The sequence below is a fragment of the Pseudomonas sp. PB120 genome, assembly GCF_009761815.1.
Lineage (GTDB): Bacteria > Pseudomonadota > Gammaproteobacteria > Pseudomonadales > Pseudomonadaceae > Aquipseudomonas.
The window spans coordinates 37,348-54,948 of record NZ_RWIN01000117.1 but is presented as its reverse complement, the minus strand read 5'-3'; the positions used below and the strand labels follow the sequence as shown (position 1 = coordinate 54,948).

Here is a 17,601-nt window from a genome sequence, read left to right as displayed (position 1 = left end):
AGGAGCAGCAGCGGCTGGCGCAGGAGCGCTCGCAGCAGCGGCAGCGGGAGCCGGGGCCGCAGCAGGCGCCGCGCCTTTGACTTTCAGCTTCAGGATCAGGTCGCCGGTACCGACTTCGTCATCCAGCTTGACGGAAACGCTTTCCACCACGCCAGCGGCTGGCGATGGAATTTCCATGCTCGCCTTATCGGATTCCAGGGTGATCAGCGACTGGTCGGCTTCAACGGTGTCGCCGGCCTTGACCAGGACTTCGATGATCTTGGCCTTGCCGGCCGAGCCGATGTCCGGGACATGGATGTCCTGAACGCTGTCGGCAACCGGAGCTGCCGGAGCGGCAGCCGGTGCAGCAGCACCCGCCACTTCCAGATCCAGGATCAGGTCGCCGGTGCCGACTTCGTCGTTGAGCTTGACGCTGATGCTCTTGACCACGCCAGCGGCAGGAGAAGGGATTTCCATGCTGGCCTTGTCGGATTCCAGGGTGATCAGCGACTGATCAGCCTCGACGCTGTCGCCGACCTTGACCTGGATCTCGATGATCTGGGCCTTGCCCGCCGAACCGATGTCCGGCACGTGCACTTGCTGAACCGAGGCGGCAGCCGGAGCTGCGGCAGGCGCGGCGGGTGCAGGCGCGGCAGCGGGGGCAGCCTCTGCTTTCGCAGCAGGAGCAGCGGCAGCCGCAGGGGCAGCAGCGGCACCTTCGACTTCCAGTTCCAGCAATTCGTCGCCTTCTTTCAGGCGATCGCCCAGCTTCACTTTCAGGCTCTTGATGATACCGGCCTTCGGCGCAGGCACTTCCATGCTCGCCTTGTCCGACTCAAGTGTCAGGATGCTCTGGTCGGCTTCGATACGGTCGCCGACCTTCACAAACAGTTCAATTACTTCACCTTCACCGCTGCCGATGTCAGGTACGCGAATGAGTTCGCTCACAGAATCTCTCCTCAGCAGTCCAGTGGGTTGCGTTTTTCCGGGTTGATACCGAACTTGGCGATGGCTTCAGCCACCACTTTAGGTTCGATGTCACCACGGTCAGCCAATGCTTCCAGGGCTGCCAACACCACGAAATGACGATCGACTTCGAAGAAGTGACGCAGCTTCTTGCGGCTGTCACTGCGGCCGAAACCGTCGGTGCCCAGGACTTTGAATTCCTTGGACGGGACCCACTGACGAATTTGCTCAGCGAACAGCTTCATGTAGTCGGTAGACGCGATGACCGGACCTTTACGGCCGTTCAGGCACTCTTCGACGTAGCTCAGTTTAGGCTTCTGGCCCGGGTGCAGACGGTTGGTGCGCTCGACGGCCAGGCCATCGCGACGCAGTTCGTTGAAGCTGGTCACGCTCCATACGTCCGCACCGACGTTGAACTCTTCACGCAGAATCTTCGCCGCTTCACGGACTTCACGCAGGATGGTGCCGGAGCCCATCAGCTGTACGTGGTGCGCCGCTTCGCGGGTGTCTTCTTCGAGCAGGTACATGCCCTTGATGATGCCTTCCTCGACACCGGCCGGCATGGCTGGCTGCTGGTAGGACTCGTTCATCACGGTGATGTAGTAGAAAACGTCCTGCTGCTCTTCGGTCATCTTCTTCATGCCGTCCTGAATGATCACCGCCAGCTCGTAGCCGTAGGTTGGATCAAAGGTGCGGCAGTTCGGGATGGTGGCAGCCAGGATGTGGCTGTGACCGTCTTCGTGTTGCAGGCCTTCGCCGTTCAGCGTGGTCCGGCCGGCGGTGCCGCCGATCAGGAAGCCACGGGTACGGCTGTCGCCAGCGGCCCAGGCGAGGTCGCCGATACGCTGGAAGCCGAACATCGAGTAGAAGATGTAGAACGGCAGCATTGGCTGGTTGTGGCTGGAGTACGAAGTACCGGCAGCGATGAAGGAGCTCATGGCGCCCGCTTCGTTGATGCCTTCTTCGAGGATCTGGCCCTTCTTGTCTTCCTTGTAGAACATCACCTGGTCTTTATCGACTGGCTCGTAGAGCTGGCCGACGGAGGAGTAGATGCCCAACTGACGGAACATGCCTTCCATACCGAAGGTACGGGCTTCGTCCGGGATGATCGGAACGATGCGTGGGCCGATGTCCTTGTCCTTGACCAGCTGCGCGAGAATCCGCACGAAAGCCATGGTGGTGGAGATTTCACGGTCGCCCGAGCCGTCCAGGATTGCCTTGAGGGTATCGAGCGACGGGGTCGGCACGCTGAAGCTTTGCGCGCGGCGCTGTGGCACGAAACCGCCCAGTGCAGTGCGGCGCTCGCTCAGGTAGCGGGCTTCGGCGCTGTTCGGCTCCGGCTTGAAGAACGGCAGGTTTTCCAGTTCGGAATCCTTGACCGGAATGTCGAAACGATCGCGGAACAGCTTCAGGCTTTCAACATCCACTTTCTTGGTGTTGTGCGCGGTGTTCTTCGCTTCGCCGGCACCGGTGCCATAACCCTTGATGGTCTTGGCCAGGATAACGGTCGGTTGTTCTTTGTGGTTGACCGCTTCGTGGTACGCCGCGTAGACCTTGTACGGGTCGTGGCCGCCACGGTTGAGTTTCCAGATCTCGTCGTCGGACAAGTCTGCAACCATCGCCTTGAGTTCTGGCGAGTTGAAGAAGTGTTCACGCACGAACGCGCCGTCTTTGGCTTTGTAGTTCTGGTACTCGCCGTCGATGACTTCGTCCATGCGACGTTGCAGGATACCGTCGACGTCCTTGGCCAGCAGTGGGTCCCAGAAGCGGCCCCAGATGACTTTGGTCACGTTCCACTGAGCACCGCGGAACACGCCTTCGAGTTCCTGGATGATCTTGCCGTTGCCGCGAACCGGGCCGTCGAGGCGCTGCAGGTTGCAGTTGATGACGAAGATCAGGTTGTCGAGCTTCTCGCGGCCAGCCAGCGAGATCGCGCCCAGGGATTCCGGCTCGTCGCACTCGCCGTCGCCCAGGAAGCACCAGACTTTCTGCTTGCCTTCCGGGATGAAGCCTCGCGCTTCCAGGTACTTCATGAAGCGTGCCTGGTAGATCGCCTGGATCGGGCCCAGACCCATGGATACGGTCGGGAACTGCCAGAAGTCAGGCATCAGCCAAGGGTGCGGGTAGGACGACAGGCCCTGACCGTCGACTTCCTGGCGGAAGTTGTTCATCTGGTCTTCGGTGATGCGGCCTTCCATGAACGCACGGGCGTAAACGCCTGGCGAGGTGTGGCCCTGGAAGTAGATCAGGTCGCCGCCGTGTTCGTCGGTCGGGGCCTGGAAGAAGTAGTTGAAGCCGATGTCATACAGCGTGGCGCTGGAGGCGAAGCTGGAAATGTGACCGCCCAGGTCCGAATCTTTCAGGTTCGTACGCATCACCATGGCCATCGCGTTCCAGCGCACCAACGAGCGAATGCGGCGTTCCATGAACAGGTCGCCAGGCATGCGTGCTTCGTGGGTCACAGGGATCGTGTTGCGGTACGGCGTGGTGATGGCATAAGGCAACTGCGAGCCGCTGCGGGTCGCGAGTTCGCCCATACGGGTCATCAGATAGTGAGCGCGGTCTTCGCCTTCTTTGTCGAGAACCGATTCCAGGGCGTCCAGCCATTCCTGGGTTTCGACGGGATCGAGGTCTTGCATGGCTTGCTCCAGGGCGGAAAGGCTTCCAGAATCGGTTGCCTGAGTTTGCGACTGGCCTTGTGGGCAGACGATATAAATTCTTGGATTGCCGAGAGGTAGGTGTCGGCGGCGTGTAGTTTTACTACAAATCATCGGGCATTTCAGCTATCCGAATGTATATACGAGTAGTAAAACTACAGATGAGCGGCTTGTGGCCTCCGGCTACGTTGTGAGAATAATCGTTAAGGTTGGTCTTTTACCAACCGAAAAAGGTGAAAGCTTGATGCTGCCTGCCAAAATAAAAGAAATTTCAGCTATTTCTAACCTTTGTTCGACAGTCGATCAGGTAGTGCATTTTGAAAATTCACTACATGCCGTCATCTACACGCCGATCAAGGATAGACCATGAGCCTTCCCTCGCTTGCCGAACTGCCCGGCATTCTCCTGCCGTTTGTCACCCGCGCCGAGCAGTCGTTCCGTACGGCCGCCGCCGGGCTGGACGACGACCATGGCCTGTCGACCTGGACACCTGAACGCTGGGCGCAATTCGCCCGCGTCACCGCCGCCAGCGACTTCGTGATTGAACAGTGCATCCGTGACCCTTTGATGTTGCTGTCGCTGGTGCAGTCCGGCGAACTGGATCGCCGTTTTGCCCCCGGCGAGTTGTGTGCGCAGATTGCCGCGGCCGCGAATGCGGCGGAAACCGAAGATGAGCTCGGTCGCGTCCTGCGCCGCCAGCGCACCCGTCATCAAGTGCGGATCATCTGGCGCGATTTGACCCGTCAGGCCGATCTGGTCCAGACGTGCCGCGACCTCTCGGACATGGCCGATGCCAGCATCGATCAGGCATATCAGTGGCTGTACTCGCGGCATTGCCAGCAATTCGGCGTGCCGACCGGCCGGCGCAGCGGCGAGCCGCAGCAGATGGTCATCCTCGGCATGGGCAAGCTCGGCGCGGTGGAGTTGAACCTGTCGTCCGACATCGACCTGATCTTCGCCTACCCCGAGGGCGGTGAAACCGTCGGCGTGAAACGCTCGCTGGATAATCAGGAATTTTTCATTCGTCTCGGCCAGCGCGTGATCAAGGCGCTGGACCCGATGACAGTCGACGGTTTCGTGTTCCGCGTCGACATGCGCCTGCGGCCCTACGGTTCGGCTGGCGCCCTGGTGCTGAGCTTCAATGCGCTGGAGCAGTATTACCAGGATCAGGGCCGCGACTGGGAACGCTACGCGATGATCAAATCGCGGGTGGTGGCCGGCGATCAAGTGGCCGGTGCGCAATTGCAGGACATGCTGCGCCCGTTCGTTTACCGGCGTTATCTGGACTTCTCGGCCATCGAAGCGCTGCGCACCATGAAGCAGCTGATCCAGCAGGAAGTGCGGCGCAAGGGCATGGCCGACAACATCAAGCTCGGCTCCGGCGGCATCCGTGAAGTGGAATTTATCGCCCAGGCGTTCCAGCTGATCCACGGCGGCCGCGACCTGAGCTTGCAACAACGTCCGCTATTAAAAGTCTTGAGCACGCTGGAAGGTCAGGGTTACCTGCCGCCGGCGGTGATCAGTGAATTGCGCGAAGGTTACGAGTTCCTGCGTTACACCGAACACGCGATCCAGGCGATTGCCGACCGCCAGACCCAGATGCTGCCGGACGGCGCTCAGGACCAGGCGCGCATTGCCTTCATGCTGGGCTTCGCCGATTGGGACGCCTTCCATGAGCAACTAATGTATTGGCGCGGCCGTGTGGCCTGGCACTTTGGCCAGGTCATCGCCGATCCTGATGAAGAGGAAGGCACCGAAAGCGAAGTCGTCGTCGGCGGCGAATGGCTGCCGCTGTGGGAAGAAGCCCAGGACGAAGACGCGGCTTGCCGCCAATTGGAAGAGGGTGGTTTCGCGGACGCCGGCAAAGCGCTGAAAGCCTTGGCGAGCTTGCGCAGCAGTCCACAACTGCGCGCCATGCAGCGTCTGGGGCGTGAGCGTCTTGATGCGTTTATCCCGCGGTTGCTGGCTCAGGCCGTGGAGCACGCCAATCCTGATCTGGTGCTTGAGCGGGTGCTGCCACTGGTTGAAGCCGTGGCGCGACGCTCCGCGTACCTGGTGCTGCTGACCGAAAACCCGGGTGCCTTGCGACGTTTGCTGACCCTGTGCGCCGCGAGCCCGTGGATCGCTGAGCAAATCACCCGTTTCCCGCTGTTGCTCGACGAATTGCTTAACGAAGGTCGGCTCTTCAAGCCGCCCTTGGCGCCGGAACTGGCGGCCGAGTTGCGCGAGCGTCTGACGCGGATTCCCGAGGACGACCTCGAACAGCAAATGGAAGCCTTGCGCCACTTCAAGCTGGCGCACCGCTTGCGGGTTGCCGCCTCGGAAATCGCCGGCAGCCTGCCGTTGATGAAGGTCAGCGATTACCTGACCTGGCTGGCCGAAGCGATCCTCGAGCAAGTGCTGGCCCTGGCGTGGCGGCAGACGGTGGCCAAATACGGCACGCCGCTGCGGACCGATGGCACTTTGTGCGATCCGGGTTTCATCATTGTCGGTTATGGGAAAGTCGGTGGCCTGGAGCTGGGCCATGGTTCGGATCTGGATCTGGTGTTCATTCACGATGGCGATCCGCAGGCGGAAACCGACGGGGCAAAGCCCATCGATGGCGCGCAATTCTTCACCCGGCTCGGGCAGCGGATCATCCACTTGCTGACCGCCCAGACCAACTCCGGCCAGTTGTATGAAGTGGACATGCGCCTGCGACCGTCCGGTGCGTCGGGCCTGTTGGTGAGTTCGCTCGGGGCGTTTGCCCGTTATCAGGAAAACGAAGCCTGGACCTGGGAGCATCAGGCGCTGGTACGGGCGCGGGTGCTGGTGGGTAGTCAGGACGTCGGCCAGGCGTTCGAGAAGGTGCGCGCGGCAATTTTGGGCAAGCACCGGGATTTGCCGACCCTGCGTCAGGAGGTCAGCGAGATGCGGGCCAAGATGCGCGATAATCTTGGCAGCAAGAGCACCGCGGCGGGCACCGGGGCAAACGCCTTCGAGGCCACGGTGCCGTTCGATCTCAAGCAGGACGCCGGAGGTATCGTCGATATTGAATTTATGGTGCAATACGCGGCCTTGGCGTGGTCGGAAACACACCCGCCACTGCTGCGCTGGACTGACAATATCCGCATTCTGGAAGAGCTGGAGCACGAAGGGCTGATGCCCGCCGAGGACGCCAGCCTGTTGCGAGAGGCCTATAAAGCCTACCGCTCCGCTGCCCATCGGCAAGCCTTGCAGAAGAACCCCGGGGTGATCCCGGGCGATCAGTTTGCGGACGAACGGCGGCAGGTATTGCGGATCTGGAAAGAGTTGGGTTTGAACTGAAATCGGGTACTTGAAACACCGATACCCCCTGTAGGAGCGAGCTTGCTCGCGATGGTCGTTAACGATAACTCGGCTAATCTGATGCCCCGCAGCGATCTCAGGTTCATCGCGAGCAAGCTCGCTCCTACAGTTGGATCTGCATTGTTTTGTAGATCGAGGCAGCTAAGCTGCACCGCACTGGATGTGCACCAATACCCAATGTGGGGGCGGGCTTGCTCGCGATAGTGGAGTGACAGTCGACAGCAATGTTGAAGGTAATGACCCATCGCAAGCAGCCCCGCTCCCACAGTGATTATCGAGGCGGGGAGGCGTATGCCTCCCCGGTTCGTTTTTGGAAACCACATGAAAATTCTGATCGTTGGGCCCAGCTGGGTCGGTGACATGGTGATGGCGCAGACACTGTTTCAGTGTCTCAAGCAGCGCCACCCGCAATGCGAAATCGACGTGCTGGCCCCCGAGTGGAGCCGGCCGATTCTTGAGCGCATGCCCGAAGTGCGTCAGGCCTTGAGCTTTCCGCTCGGTCACGGCGCCCTGGAGCTGGCGACACGTCGGCGCATCGGCAAATCCCTGGCCGGCCAGTACGACCAGGCGATCCTGTTGCCCAACTCCTTGAAGTCGGCGCTGGTGCCGTTCTTTGCCGGTATTCCCAAGCGCACCGGTTGGCGCGGCGAGTTCCGCTACGGCCTGCTCAATGACGTGCGCACGCTGGATAAGGAACGTTACCCGCTGATGATCGAGCGCTTCATGGCCCTGGCTTACGAGCCGGGGGCTGAGTTGCCGAAACCCTATCCACGCCCGACCTTGCAGATCGACCCAGTCACCCGCGAGGCGGCCCTGGCCAAGTTCGGCCTGGCCCTGGACCGTCCAGTGCTGGCGCTGTGCCCCGGTGCCGAGTTCGGCGAATCCAAGCGCTGGCCGTCCGAGCACTACGCCAAAGTGGCCGAGGCGAGAATCCGCGAAGGCTGGCAAGTCTGGCTGTTCGGCTCAAAAAACGATCACGCTGTCGGCGAAGACATCCGCGCGCGGTTGATTCCCGGTCTGCGCGAAGAGTCGGTGAACCTCAGCGGCGGCACGTCCCTGGCCGAAGCCATTGATCTGCTGTCGTGCGCCGATTCGGTGGTGTCCAACGACTCGGGTCTGATGCACGTAGCGGCGGCGTTGAACCGCCCGCTGGTGGCGGTGTACGGCTCGACTTCACCAGGCTTCACCCCGCCATTGGCCGAACACGTCGAAATCGTGCGCCTGGGCATCGAATGCAGCCCGTGCTTCGACCGCACGTGCCGCTTCGGTCATTACAACTGCCTGCGCCAGCTCATGCCGCAAGCGGTGAACGAAGCCTTGCAGCGGTTGCAGGGCACTGTGGTCGAGGTCAAATAGTTTGCGGGTTCTGCTGATCAAGACTTCATCGCTGGGCGACGTGATTCACGCGTTGCCGGCGCTGACCGACGCGGCACGGGCGATTCCCGGCATCAAGTTCGACTGGGTGGTGGAAGAAGGCTTCGCCGAAATCCCGACCTGGCACCCGGCGGTGGGCAAGGTGATTCCAGTGGCGATCCGTCGCTGGCGCAAGAACCTCTGGCAAACCATCAAGAGTGGCGAGTGGAAGCGTTTCAAGCAAAGTATTCGTGCCACGAAATATGATCTGGTGATCGACGCCCAAGGCTTGATGAAAAGCGCGTTGCTGACTCGCTACGTCAAGGCGCCGGTGGCGGGCCTCGACAAAGGCTCGGCGCGGGAGCCGATCGCTGCACGTTTCTACAATCGCCGTCTGGCGGTTGCCCGTGGCCAGCACGCGGTGGAGCGAGTGCGTCAGTTGTTCGCCATTGCCCTGGGCTACGACCTCCCAAAAGGCCTGGGCGACTATGGCCTGAACGTCGAGCGTCTGGTGGAATTGCCGCGCAAAAATCCCTATGTGCTGTTCCTGCACGGCACCACCTGGGACACCAAACACTGGCCCGAAGCCTACTGGCGTGAGCTGGCCGAGCGTGTCGGCTATCTGGGTGTCGGGGTGAAACTGGCGTGGGGCAATCCGGCGGAGAAAGCCCGGGCCGAGCGCATTGCCAAGGACATGAAACACGTCGAAGTGCTGCCCAAGCTGAACCTGGCAGGCATCGGCAAAGTGCTGGCGGGCGCACAAGCCTGCGTGGCCGTGGACACCGGCCTCGGTCATCTGGCCGCCGCGCTCGACGTGCCGACCCTGTCATTGTTCGGCCCGACCAACCCGGGCCTGACGGGCGCCTACGGCAAAGTGCAGATTCACATGGCCAGCGATTTCCCCTGCGCGCCGTGCCTGCAAAAGAAATGCACCTATCAACCGACGGCCGATGATGCCCGCCGGTTTGACCTGAAACGCGAGTGGCCATTGTGCTTCACGCGTCTGAATCCCGAGCGTGTCGCGACCCGACTGAGCACGTTGTTACTGGCTGAGGAGCTGCGCTGATGCAATTGGCATTCGTCCTGTACAAATATTTCCCCTTCGGCGGCTTGCAGCGCGATTTCATGCGCATTGCCCTGGAATGCCAGCAGCGCGGCCATCAGATTCGCGTCTACACGCTGATCTGGGAAGGTGACGTGCCGCCCGGTTTCGAAGTGTTGGTGGCGCCGGTCAAGGCGTTCTTCAACCATCGCCGTAACGAAAAGCTCACCGAGTGGATGGAGGCCGACCTGGCCAAGCGCCCGGTTGATCGCCTGATCGGCTTCAACAAAATGCCGGGCCTGGACGTTTACTACGCCGCCGACGGCTGTTTCGAAGACAAGGCGCAAAACCTGCGCAATTCGCTGTACCGGCGCTGGGGCCGCTACCGGCACTTCGCCGAATACGAGCGCGCGGTGTTCGCCAAGGACGCCAAGACCGAAGTGTTGATGATTTCCGAAGTCCAGCAGCCGCTGTTCATCAAGCATTACGACACGCCGCTGGAGCGCTTTCATTTGTTGCCGCCGGGCATCTCCCAGGACCGTCGTGCGCCACCGAATGCGGCTGAAATTCGTGCCGGGTTCCGGCGTGAATTCAACCTCCAGGACGATGAATTGCTGCTGGTGCAAATCGGCTCCGGGTTCAAGACCAAGGGGGTGGACCGCAGCCTCAAGGCGCTGGCCACGTTGCCCGCTGATCTGAAGAAACGCACCCGGCTATTTGTAATTGGCCAGGATGACCCCAAATTATTCCAGGTGCAGAGCGCCGCATTGGGGCTCGGCGATAACGTGACGTTCCTCAAGGGGCGCAGCGATATCCCGCGTTTCCTGCTGGGCGCCGATCTGTTGATCCACCCGGCGTACAACGAAAACACCGGGACCGTGCTGCTCGAAGCCCTGGTGGCCGGCTTGCCGGTGCTGGTGAGTGCGGTGTGTGGCTACGCCCATTACATCGCCGAAGCCGACGCCGGCCTGGTGCTGGACGAGCCCTTCGATCAGGCGCAGCTGACGCAATACCTGACCGGGATGTTGAACGACGCTCAGGCACGGGCGGCCTGGAGCCGCAACGGCCTGGCTTATGCCGAAACGGCCGACCTCTACAGCATGCCGCAACACGCGGCCGATGTGATTCTGGCGGAGCACGCTTAATGAAGTTGATGCTGGCTGAACCGTTCAAGAGCCTTTGGGCCGGACGCGATGCGTTCACCGAAGTCGAAGGCCTTCAGGGTGAGGTTTACCGTGAGCTGGAAGCGCGTCGGACCTTGCGTACGGAAGTGAACGGCAGTGGCTTTTTTGTGAAGATCCACCGAGGCATCGGCTGGGGCGAGATCTTCAAGAACCTGCTCACCGCTAAATTGCCGGTCCTTGGCGCAGGCCAGGAGTGGAAGGCCATTCAGCGCCTGAAAGAAGTCGGTGTGCCGACCATGACCGCCGTCGCTTATGGCGAGAAGGGCAGCAACCCGGCGGATCAACATTCCTTCATCGTCACCGAAGAACTGGCGCCGACCGTCAGCCTTGAAGATTTCAGTATCGACTGGGTCAAGCACCCGCCCGAGCCGACACTCAAGCGTGCCCTGATCGCTGAAGTCGCGCGCATGACCGGCATGATGCACCGCGCCGGGGTCAACCACCGCGACTGCTACATCTGCCACTTCCTGCTGCACACGGACAAACCGGTGACCGCCGACGATTTCAAACTGTCGGTGATCGATCTGCATCGCGCCCAGACTCGCCCGGCTATTACTCAGCGCTGGCGCAACAAGGATCTGGCGGCGCTGTACTTTTCGGCCTTGGATATCGGCCTGACCCAGCGCGATAAATTGCGCTTCCTCAAGGGCTATTTCCAGCAGCCGCTGCGCCAGATTCTGGCGGAAGAAGCGGCGCTGCTCGCCTGGCTCGAAGGCAAGGCCAACAAGCTCTACGACCGCAAACTGCGATACGGGGACGCGCTCTGATGTCGGGTTGGAACCTGGAACCTGCTTACCGCGAGCTGGCAGAAGATTTCGGCAGCCTGGATGCGGTGTTTGCGCTTCAGGGTGAGCGTTTGACCCACGACCTGCTGTCAGAGGTCATTCGTGTTCAGCGCAATGGTGTCAACTATTACGTCAAGCGCTACGTCGGCGCGGGCAAAGGCCTGCGCCGCTACCTCGGCAAACCACGGGTGAAAATGGAGTGGCAAAACCTCAAGCGTTTTGCCAAATGGGGCATTCCCACCGCCGAAGTGGTCGCCTGGGGACTTGAGCGGCACGGCGCAACGTACAGTCGCGGGGCGATGATCACGCGTGAATTGCCGCACACCGAAGACTTGTCGGTGCTGGCCGAGCGACATGATCCAAAGCTGTCGGATCGCGCCTGGGTCGACAGTGTCAGTCGGCAGCTGGCTGAATACACGCGTACCATGCACGACCACCGCTTTACCCATAACGATTTGAAGTGGCGCAACCTGCTGATCGACGACGAAGCCCGGCTGTTCCTGATCGACTGCCCGAATGGTGATTTCTGGCGCGGCTTCTGGCTCAAATACCGGATCACCAAGGATCTGGCGTGCCTGGACAAGGTAGCCAAGTATCAATTGTCGTCCACCCAGCGCTTGCGCTTTTACCTGCAATACCGCCAACGGACACGGCTCGACGCTGCCGATAAAAAACGGATCCGGCATGTGTTGAGATTTTTCGAGGGACGCGAATGACTGATTTTCTGGCCGCTGAGGACCGTGCGCTACTTGAACGCCACGGACTCGGTACCTTCGACGCGCTTTGGGCCAAACAGCTCGAAGCGGTGGATGAACCCAACACCGCGCGCGGAGGCTGGAGCAGTGTGTTCCGCCTGGATCTGGAAGGGCGCGGCTATTACCTCAAGCGCCAAAGCAATTACCAGACGCGTACCTTGCATGCGCCCTTTGGCGAGCCCAGTTTTGCCCGCGAGTTTCGCAACATCAGTCGCTATGAAAAGCTCGGCATTCCTGCGCTGAAAGCGGTGTACTTCGGTGAGCGCAAGGTCGACGGCGAAGTCCGGGCGATTTTGCTGACCCGTGCGCTGGACGGTTGGGATGACCTCGAATCGCTGCTGCAGCGCTGGTCGGACCTCAGTGCGGCGCAGCATTCGGCGATTCTCAAAGCCTGTGGGCAACTGGCTCGGCGCCTGCACGGCGTGCGCCAGGTTCATGGCTGCTTCTACCCCAAGCACATTTTCCTGCAGGCCACCGGTGACGGTTATTCGGCCCAACTGATCGACCTGGAAAAGACCCGGCCCCTGTTGTTCGGCAGGCATGACCGAGTCAGGGACCTGGAGCCGCTGGTGCGTCGGGCGCCGGAATGGAGCGAAACACAGTTGCGCGAATTGCTGGCCGCCTACCTGGATCAGTCGCTGGACAGTTCGCTCATCGACCGCTGGCTGGAGCGGCTGACGGCGCGGCGCAGTCAAAAGGAGACGCGCTGATGCGATTGTCCGAGCTGAAAAGCGCCGGCCGCACTCCGGGCCTGCCGCTGAGCATTTCACTGGCCGATGCTGCCGGGCCGGCCGAGTTGCAGTTGCTGAGCCTGCTGCGGGTATTGCCGGGGCAGCGCTATGTCGGTGCCGGCGTCTGGCGCGGCCGGCCGGTGCTGGCCAAGTTGTTGGTGGGCAGTAAAGCGGCACGGCATTTTCAGCGCGAACGCGACGGTGTGCGCTTGCTGGCTGATCAGGGCCTGACCACGCCGCAGTTGCTGGCGGATGGCCTGAAGGACGGCGAGGGCGGCTGGTTGCTGTTCGATTTCCTTGAGGGCGCTGACAGCCTGGGGGATGCCTGGAAACAGGTTGAGCACTTGCCGGCACTGGCCGATGAGCAATCGGCGGTGTTGGCCGCCGCACTGGGTGCGATTGGCCAGTTGCACCGTAAAGGGCTGTGGCAGGAGGATCTGCACCTGGACAACCTGCTGCGCCAGGGCGGGCGGCTGTATTTGATCGATGGTGCCGGGATCTGTGCCGAAACGCCGGGTCAGCCGTTATCACGGCAAAAAGTCCTGGAAAACCTTGGGGTGTTTTTCGCTCAGTTGCCCAAATCGCTGGAGCCGTTCACCGAAGAGTTGCTGGTGTATTACCTCCTGAGCAATGGCGAGCACGCCTTGCCCATGGAAGCGCTGCAGAAGCAGATCGACAAGGTTCGCAGCTGGCGTCTCAAGGACTTCCTGAGCAAGGTCGGCCGCGAATGCACGCTTTTCAGCGTCCAGCGCGGGGCGTTCGGTTTGCGGGCGATTCGGCGCGAAGAAGCGTCGATGTTGCCGGTGCTGGAGCAGGCGGATACCTTGCTCGATGAGGGGCATTTGTACAAAACCGGCGGCGCGGCAAGTGTCGGAAAAGTTACCGTGGCCGGTCGGACGCTGGTGATCAAGCGTTACAACATCAAAGGGTTTGCCCACTGGCTCAAGCGCTTCTGGCGCCCGAGTCGGGCCTGGCATTCCTGGTGCGAGGGTAATCGCCTGGCCTTCCTGGGCATTGCCACGCCAAAACCATTGGCTGTGCTGGAGAAGCGCTTTTTGTGGCTGCGCGGTCGGGCTTTGCTGGTGACCGAGTATTTGCCGGGGCCAGACATCATCGAGCGGTTTGCGCCGTACGTTGAGAGCGGTGACGCGCCGGAAGTCGAGTTGCTGGCGCTGGATCATTTGTTTGCCGAGTTGATTCGCGAGCGGATCAGTCACGGGGATTTCAAGGGTCATAACCTGTTCTGGCACCAGGATCGCTGGGCGTTGATCGACCTCGATTCGATGTGCCAGCACCGCACCGCGAACAGCTTTGCCCCAGCGTATGCGCGGGACCGGGCGCGGTTCATGCGTAACTGGCCTGAGGGCAGTGCGTTGTATCAGGTGATTGATCAGCGGGTTCCCAGGGATATCTCCAGCGCTGGTTGAATCGGGTCTTCGACCCATCGCGAGCAGGCTCACTCCCACAAGGGAACGTATTTCAAATGTGGGAGCGAGCCGGCTCCGGGCGGCGTTCCGACGATGGGGCCATCACAGTCACCAGAGATTAAGGGACAACTTCTTATGAATTGTCCTACGTGATCCGCAGAAACCATGAACTGTGCCCCGAATAACCCCAATGCTAGCTTGCCTGACGTTTTTCGGAGGGCACGCTATGACGATCAAAATGGCCGTTGCATCGGTGGTTATCTCAGGGGTTCTGGCAGGGTGCGGAACCGTCACGACGGTACTGCAGGATGACGCACAGGCTACTCAGACTTTACGCCGGCAAAAAACCTACTGTCAGTCCATTCCGCGCATCTACAGCGGCCTGGCCCATGATTTCTGCCTGTTGCATGCGCCACCGGACGCGACGGGGTTTCTGGTGCCGTTCGTCTTGCTGGACCTGACCTTGTCTGGCGTTCTGGATACGGTTGCCTTGCCGTACACGGTTTATCGGCAGGGCGTCGACGGCAGTATCCGGGTTTACTGGCAGTCGGCCGGTGGGTGAACCGGGGTGGGTGATTTGGCCCGAAATGCCCTGTTTTCTACGCTGATAACCGTAGGGTCATTTCCGCCCTGTTTACGCTATAATCCCGCCCTTTAGCTGTCTCTCGCCCTTTGAGAGACACATTAATTTTTTAGGCGCATTGCGCCTGCATGCAGACTAAAGAGGCTAGACCCCTGTGGCATTGACGATTCTTGGCCTGTCCGGCGCCCTTAGCCATGATCCTTCCGCAGCCCTGTACATCGACGGCAAGCTGGTCGCGGCGGCTGAAGAAGAGCGCTTTGTGCGCGATAAACATGCAAAGAACCGCATGCCCTACGAATCGGCGAAGTTCTGCCTCGAGCAGGCCGGCATCAAGCCGTCCGACGTTGATGTGGTCGCGATTCCGTTCGCACCGATCAGCTTGTTCGGCAAGGCTCGCTGGCACTACGCTAAGCGCTACTGGTACGCCCCGGACCGCGCCCTCGACGCGATCCTGATGGGCAACCGTCGCTACAAGCGCTATCGCAACAAGATTGTCTGGTGCCTCGAGCAACTGGGCTTCGATCCGAAGAAAATCAAGATCGAGCCGGTCGAGCACCACTTGGCCCACGCCTCCAGTGCCTACCACTGCTCCGGTTTCAAAGAGAAAACCGCGATTCTCGGGATCGACGGCAAGGGCGAGTACGCCACGACCTTCTTCGGTTATGGCGAAAACGGCAAGATCCACAAGATCAAGGAATTCTTTGATCCGGACTCCCTCGGCGGCCTGTATGGCGCGATCACCGAGTTCCTCGGTTTCGAGATGCTCGACGGTGAGTTCAAGGTCATGGGCATGGCGCCGTACGGCGACGCCAGCAAGTACGATTTCTCCCGGCTGGCCTCGTTCGAAAACGGCGAGCTGGTGATCAACACCGATTACGCCAACGTTATCGGCCTGCGCCGTTATAAAGAAAAGGGCAAAGGCTTCTACTTCTCGCCGAAGCTGATCGAGTGGCTGGGTCCGAAGCGCGAAGGCGACATCGCCGACGAGCCGTACATCCACTACGCCGCGAGCATGCAAGCGCTGTTCGAAAAAATCTCGCTGCAGATGATCGACTATTACCTGGGCGACGTGTTGAAGGAAACCGGCAAGCTGGCGTTCGCCGGCGGCTGTGCGTTGAACGTCAAGCTGAACCAGAAAATCATCGCTCGCGATGACGTCAAGGAACTGTTCGTCCAGCCTGCGTCCGGCGATGCCGGCACCGCAGTGGGTGCAGCGGCTTACGTGTCCCACGCCCGTGGCGTACCGGTCGAGAAGATGGAGCATGTCTACCTCGGCCCGTCGTACAGCAACGAAGATGTGATCGCCGCCTGTGCTCGTCATGCTGACAAGCCGAAGTGGCGCAAGCTCGACAACATGCCTGAGCAGATCGCCAAAATCATGGTCGATGGCAACCCGGTGGCCTGGTTCCAGGGTCGCATGGAGTTCGGCCCGCGTGCGCTGGGTGGTCGTTCGATCATCGGTTGCCCGAGCGTGGCCGGCGTGGCCGATCGCATCAACCACCAGATCAAGTTCCGCGAGCGCTGGAGGCCTTTCTGCCCGTCGATGCTCGACACCGTCGCACCGCAGATGATCAAGGTCGATCACCCGGCGCCCTTCATGACGTTCACGTTCGAAGTGTCTGAAGAGTGGAAGACCCGCGTGCCGGAAGTCGTCCACGAAGACGGCACGTCCCGGGCACAAGTACTCAAGCGCGAATACAACCCGCGCTATTACGACATGATGAAAGCGCTGGAAGTGCTGACCGGTAACGGCGTGTCGCTCAATACCTCGCTCAACCGTCGTGGCGAACCGATGATTTGCTCGCCGACGGATGCCCTCAACATGTTCTTCGGTTCCGATCTACAGTATCTAATCATGGAAGACATCCTGGTGGTCAAAGAGGGCGCGGAAGGGTACGGTTTTGACTGAAACACTGATCAGTGTCGTTATTCCGGCTTACAACTATGCCCATACACTGCCACGGGCAGTGGAGTCGGTATTGTCACAGCTGGATGAAGCTGGAACGGAGCTGCTGGTCATTGATGACGGGTCAACCGACGCAACGCCTGAGGTGGTGGAAAAGCTGCTAGCGCAGCATGCCGGACGTTTTCGTGCCTTGCGTAAATCCAATGGAGGCCTTTCTTCGGTTCGCAATCTCGGGATTGAAGAGACGGCCGGGCGCTACCTGGTTTTCCTCGACGCCGATGACGAAATGGCACCGGGCGCGCTGGCAGCGCTGACCCGGCACATCGCCGACAACCCCGATACCCGTTTGGTCATCGGCGCCCACTGGTCGGTGTTCGCGGATGGCAAGCGCAGTTTGCAGAGCGTAAAGCCGTTACCGGTCACGGCGCGTGCGCGTGTGCGTGGTTACTTGCTGGATAAGACGGTATCGATTTGCAACGGCGCGTGCGCGATGCATCGAGACGTGTTCGTGCCCGGCAACTATCCCGAGCACCTGCGCAACGTCGAAGATATTCCAGTCTTCGCTCAGGTATTGGCCCGTTTCCCGTGCAGTGTGCTCGATCAACCCCTGGCACTTATCCACAAGCATGCCGACAGCATGCGGCATGATCTGGCCCAAAGCCTTGCGGCGGGTTCGGAAATGGTCCACGACGTTTTTGCCCGCGAACGCATGCCTGAAGACTTGCAGGATTTGCGTCAGGCGTTTCTTGGGCAGCGTTGCCTCTCTTTGTTTCGCGATTGCTACGTCGGCGGCGAGTACGTGCTGGCCAAAAAATTCTATCTCCAGGCATTGCGTGCAGACTGGCGCACCGTCACACGTTGGTCCTACACGCGTAAGGCGGCACGACTGCTGTTCAGGTGAGTGGG

14 protein-coding genes are annotated in these 17,601 nt (G+C 60.6%); 12 read left to right on the top strand and 2 right to left on the bottom strand.

The features are described 5' to 3' along the window. Nucleotides 1–927, bottom strand: a 927-nt coding sequence (locus EJA72_RS21515) for a biotin/lipoyl-containing protein (protein WP_372240730.1), incomplete at its 3' end; no start/stop codon positions are given. 11 nt (nucleotides 928–938) lie between these two features. Continuing rightward, on the bottom strand, nucleotides 939–3,584 hold the full coding sequence (gene aceE / locus EJA72_RS21510) for a pyruvate dehydrogenase (acetyl-transferring), homodimeric type (RefSeq protein ID WP_157713402.1): 2,646 nt from the start codon (nucleotides 3,582–3,584) through the stop codon (nucleotides 939–941). Nucleotides 3,585–3,774: 190 nt separating this feature from the next. Between aceE and EJA72_RS21505 the strand changes: the two genes are divergently transcribed. The 12 genes from EJA72_RS21505 to EJA72_RS21450 all read left to right on the top strand — a co-directional run bounded on the left by EJA72_RS21505 (nucleotide 3,775) and on the right by EJA72_RS21450 (nucleotide 17,596). Further along, complete coding sequence (locus tag EJA72_RS21505) at nucleotides 3,775–3,972, top strand: hypothetical protein (RefSeq protein WP_157713401.1); 198 nt, start codon at nucleotides 3,775–3,777, stop codon at nucleotides 3,970–3,972. After that, a complete protein-coding gene (glnE, locus tag EJA72_RS21500; protein WP_157713399.1) occupies nucleotides 3,969–6,908 on the top strand; it encodes a bifunctional [glutamate--ammonia ligase]-adenylyl-L-tyrosine phosphorylase/[glutamate--ammonia-ligase] adenylyltransferase in 2,940 nt (979 codons plus the stop codon). The genes EJA72_RS21505 and glnE overlap by 4 nt, the downstream gene beginning before the upstream one ends. A gap of 342 nt (nucleotides 6,909–7,250) precedes the next feature. Beyond that, nucleotides 7,251–8,285 carry a lipopolysaccharide heptosyltransferase II gene (gene waaF, locus EJA72_RS21495; protein WP_157713397.1) on the top strand — a complete coding sequence of 345 codons (1,035 nt, stop codon included), beginning with the start codon at nucleotides 7,251–7,253 and terminating at the stop codon, nucleotides 8,283–8,285. A gap of 1 nt (nucleotide 8,286) precedes the next feature. Beyond that, the gene (gene waaC / locus EJA72_RS21490; protein WP_157713395.1) at nucleotides 8,287–9,348 is read left to right on the top strand and encodes a lipopolysaccharide heptosyltransferase I; all 1,062 of its coding nucleotides are present in this window, start codon (nucleotides 8,287–8,289) and stop codon (nucleotides 9,346–9,348) included. Next, nucleotides 9,348–10,469: a glycosyltransferase family 4 protein gene (locus tag EJA72_RS21485; protein ID WP_157713393.1), complete on the top strand. Its 1,122-nt coding sequence runs from the start codon at nucleotides 9,348–9,350 to the stop codon at nucleotides 10,467–10,469. The genes waaC and EJA72_RS21485 overlap by 1 nt, the downstream gene beginning before the upstream one ends. Then, nucleotides 10,469–11,275, top strand: a complete 807-nt coding sequence (gene rfaP / locus EJA72_RS21480; protein ID WP_157713391.1) for a lipopolysaccharide core heptose(I) kinase RfaP — start codon at nucleotides 10,469–10,471, stop codon at nucleotides 11,273–11,275. The genes EJA72_RS21485 and rfaP overlap by 1 nt, the downstream gene beginning before the upstream one ends. Then, nucleotides 11,275–12,009, top strand: a complete 735-nt coding sequence (locus tag EJA72_RS21475; RefSeq protein WP_157713389.1) for a lipopolysaccharide kinase InaA family protein — start codon at nucleotides 11,275–11,277, stop codon at nucleotides 12,007–12,009. The genes rfaP and EJA72_RS21475 overlap by 1 nt, the downstream gene beginning before the upstream one ends. Then, nucleotides 12,006–12,758, top strand: a complete 753-nt coding sequence (locus tag EJA72_RS21470) for a lipopolysaccharide kinase InaA family protein (protein WP_157713387.1) — start codon at nucleotides 12,006–12,008, stop codon at nucleotides 12,756–12,758. The genes EJA72_RS21475 and EJA72_RS21470 overlap by 4 nt, the downstream gene beginning before the upstream one ends. After that, nucleotides 12,758–14,206, top strand: a complete 1,449-nt coding sequence (locus tag EJA72_RS21465; protein WP_157713385.1) for a lipopolysaccharide kinase InaA family protein — start codon at nucleotides 12,758–12,760, stop codon at nucleotides 14,204–14,206. Before EJA72_RS21470 ends, EJA72_RS21465 begins: the two co-directional genes overlap by 1 nt. A gap of 226 nt (nucleotides 14,207–14,432) precedes the next feature. Then, nucleotides 14,433–14,768 (top strand): YceK/YidQ family lipoprotein, encoded by a 336-nt coding sequence (locus tag EJA72_RS21460; RefSeq protein WP_157713383.1) that lies wholly within the window; start codon nucleotides 14,433–14,435, stop codon nucleotides 14,766–14,768. A 175-nt stretch (nucleotides 14,769–14,943) separates the two neighbouring features. Beyond that, nucleotides 14,944–16,698 carry a carbamoyltransferase gene (locus tag EJA72_RS21455; RefSeq protein WP_178129511.1) on the top strand — a complete coding sequence of 585 codons (1,755 nt, stop codon included), beginning with the start codon at nucleotides 14,944–14,946 and terminating at the stop codon, nucleotides 16,696–16,698. Beyond that, nucleotides 16,691–17,596, top strand: a complete 906-nt coding sequence (locus EJA72_RS21450; RefSeq protein ID WP_157713381.1) for a glycosyltransferase family A protein — start codon at nucleotides 16,691–16,693, stop codon at nucleotides 17,594–17,596. The genes EJA72_RS21455 and EJA72_RS21450 overlap by 8 nt, the downstream gene beginning before the upstream one ends. Nucleotides 17,597–17,601 lie beyond the last annotated feature (5 nt).

Bases quoted from the DNA above. Each gene is read 5' to 3' on its own strand.
- aceE (WP_157713402.1), bottom strand. From the start codon at position 3,584: ATGCAAGACCTCGATCCCGTCGAAACCCAGGAATGGCTGGACGCCCTG.
- glnE (WP_157713399.1), top strand. From the start codon at position 3,969: ATGAGCCTTCCCTCGCTTGCCGAACTGCCCGGCATTCTCCTGCCGTTT.
- waaF (WP_157713397.1), top strand. From the start codon at position 7,251: ATGAAAATTCTGATCGTTGGGCCCAGCTGGGTCGGTGACATGGTGATG.
- EJA72_RS21485 (WP_157713393.1), top strand. From the start codon at position 9,348: ATGCAATTGGCATTCGTCCTGTACAAATATTTCCCCTTCGGCGGCTTG.
- rfaP (WP_157713391.1), top strand. From the start codon at position 10,469: ATGAAGTTGATGCTGGCTGAACCGTTCAAGAGCCTTTGGGCCGGACGC.
- EJA72_RS21475 (WP_157713389.1), top strand. From the start codon at position 11,275: ATGTCGGGTTGGAACCTGGAACCTGCTTACCGCGAGCTGGCAGAAGAT.
- EJA72_RS21470 (WP_157713387.1), top strand. From the start codon at position 12,006: ATGACTGATTTTCTGGCCGCTGAGGACCGTGCGCTACTTGAACGCCAC.
- EJA72_RS21465 (WP_157713385.1), top strand. From the start codon at position 12,758: ATGCGATTGTCCGAGCTGAAAAGCGCCGGCCGCACTCCGGGCCTGCCG.
- EJA72_RS21460 (WP_157713383.1), top strand. From the start codon at position 14,433: ATGACGATCAAAATGGCCGTTGCATCGGTGGTTATCTCAGGGGTTCTG.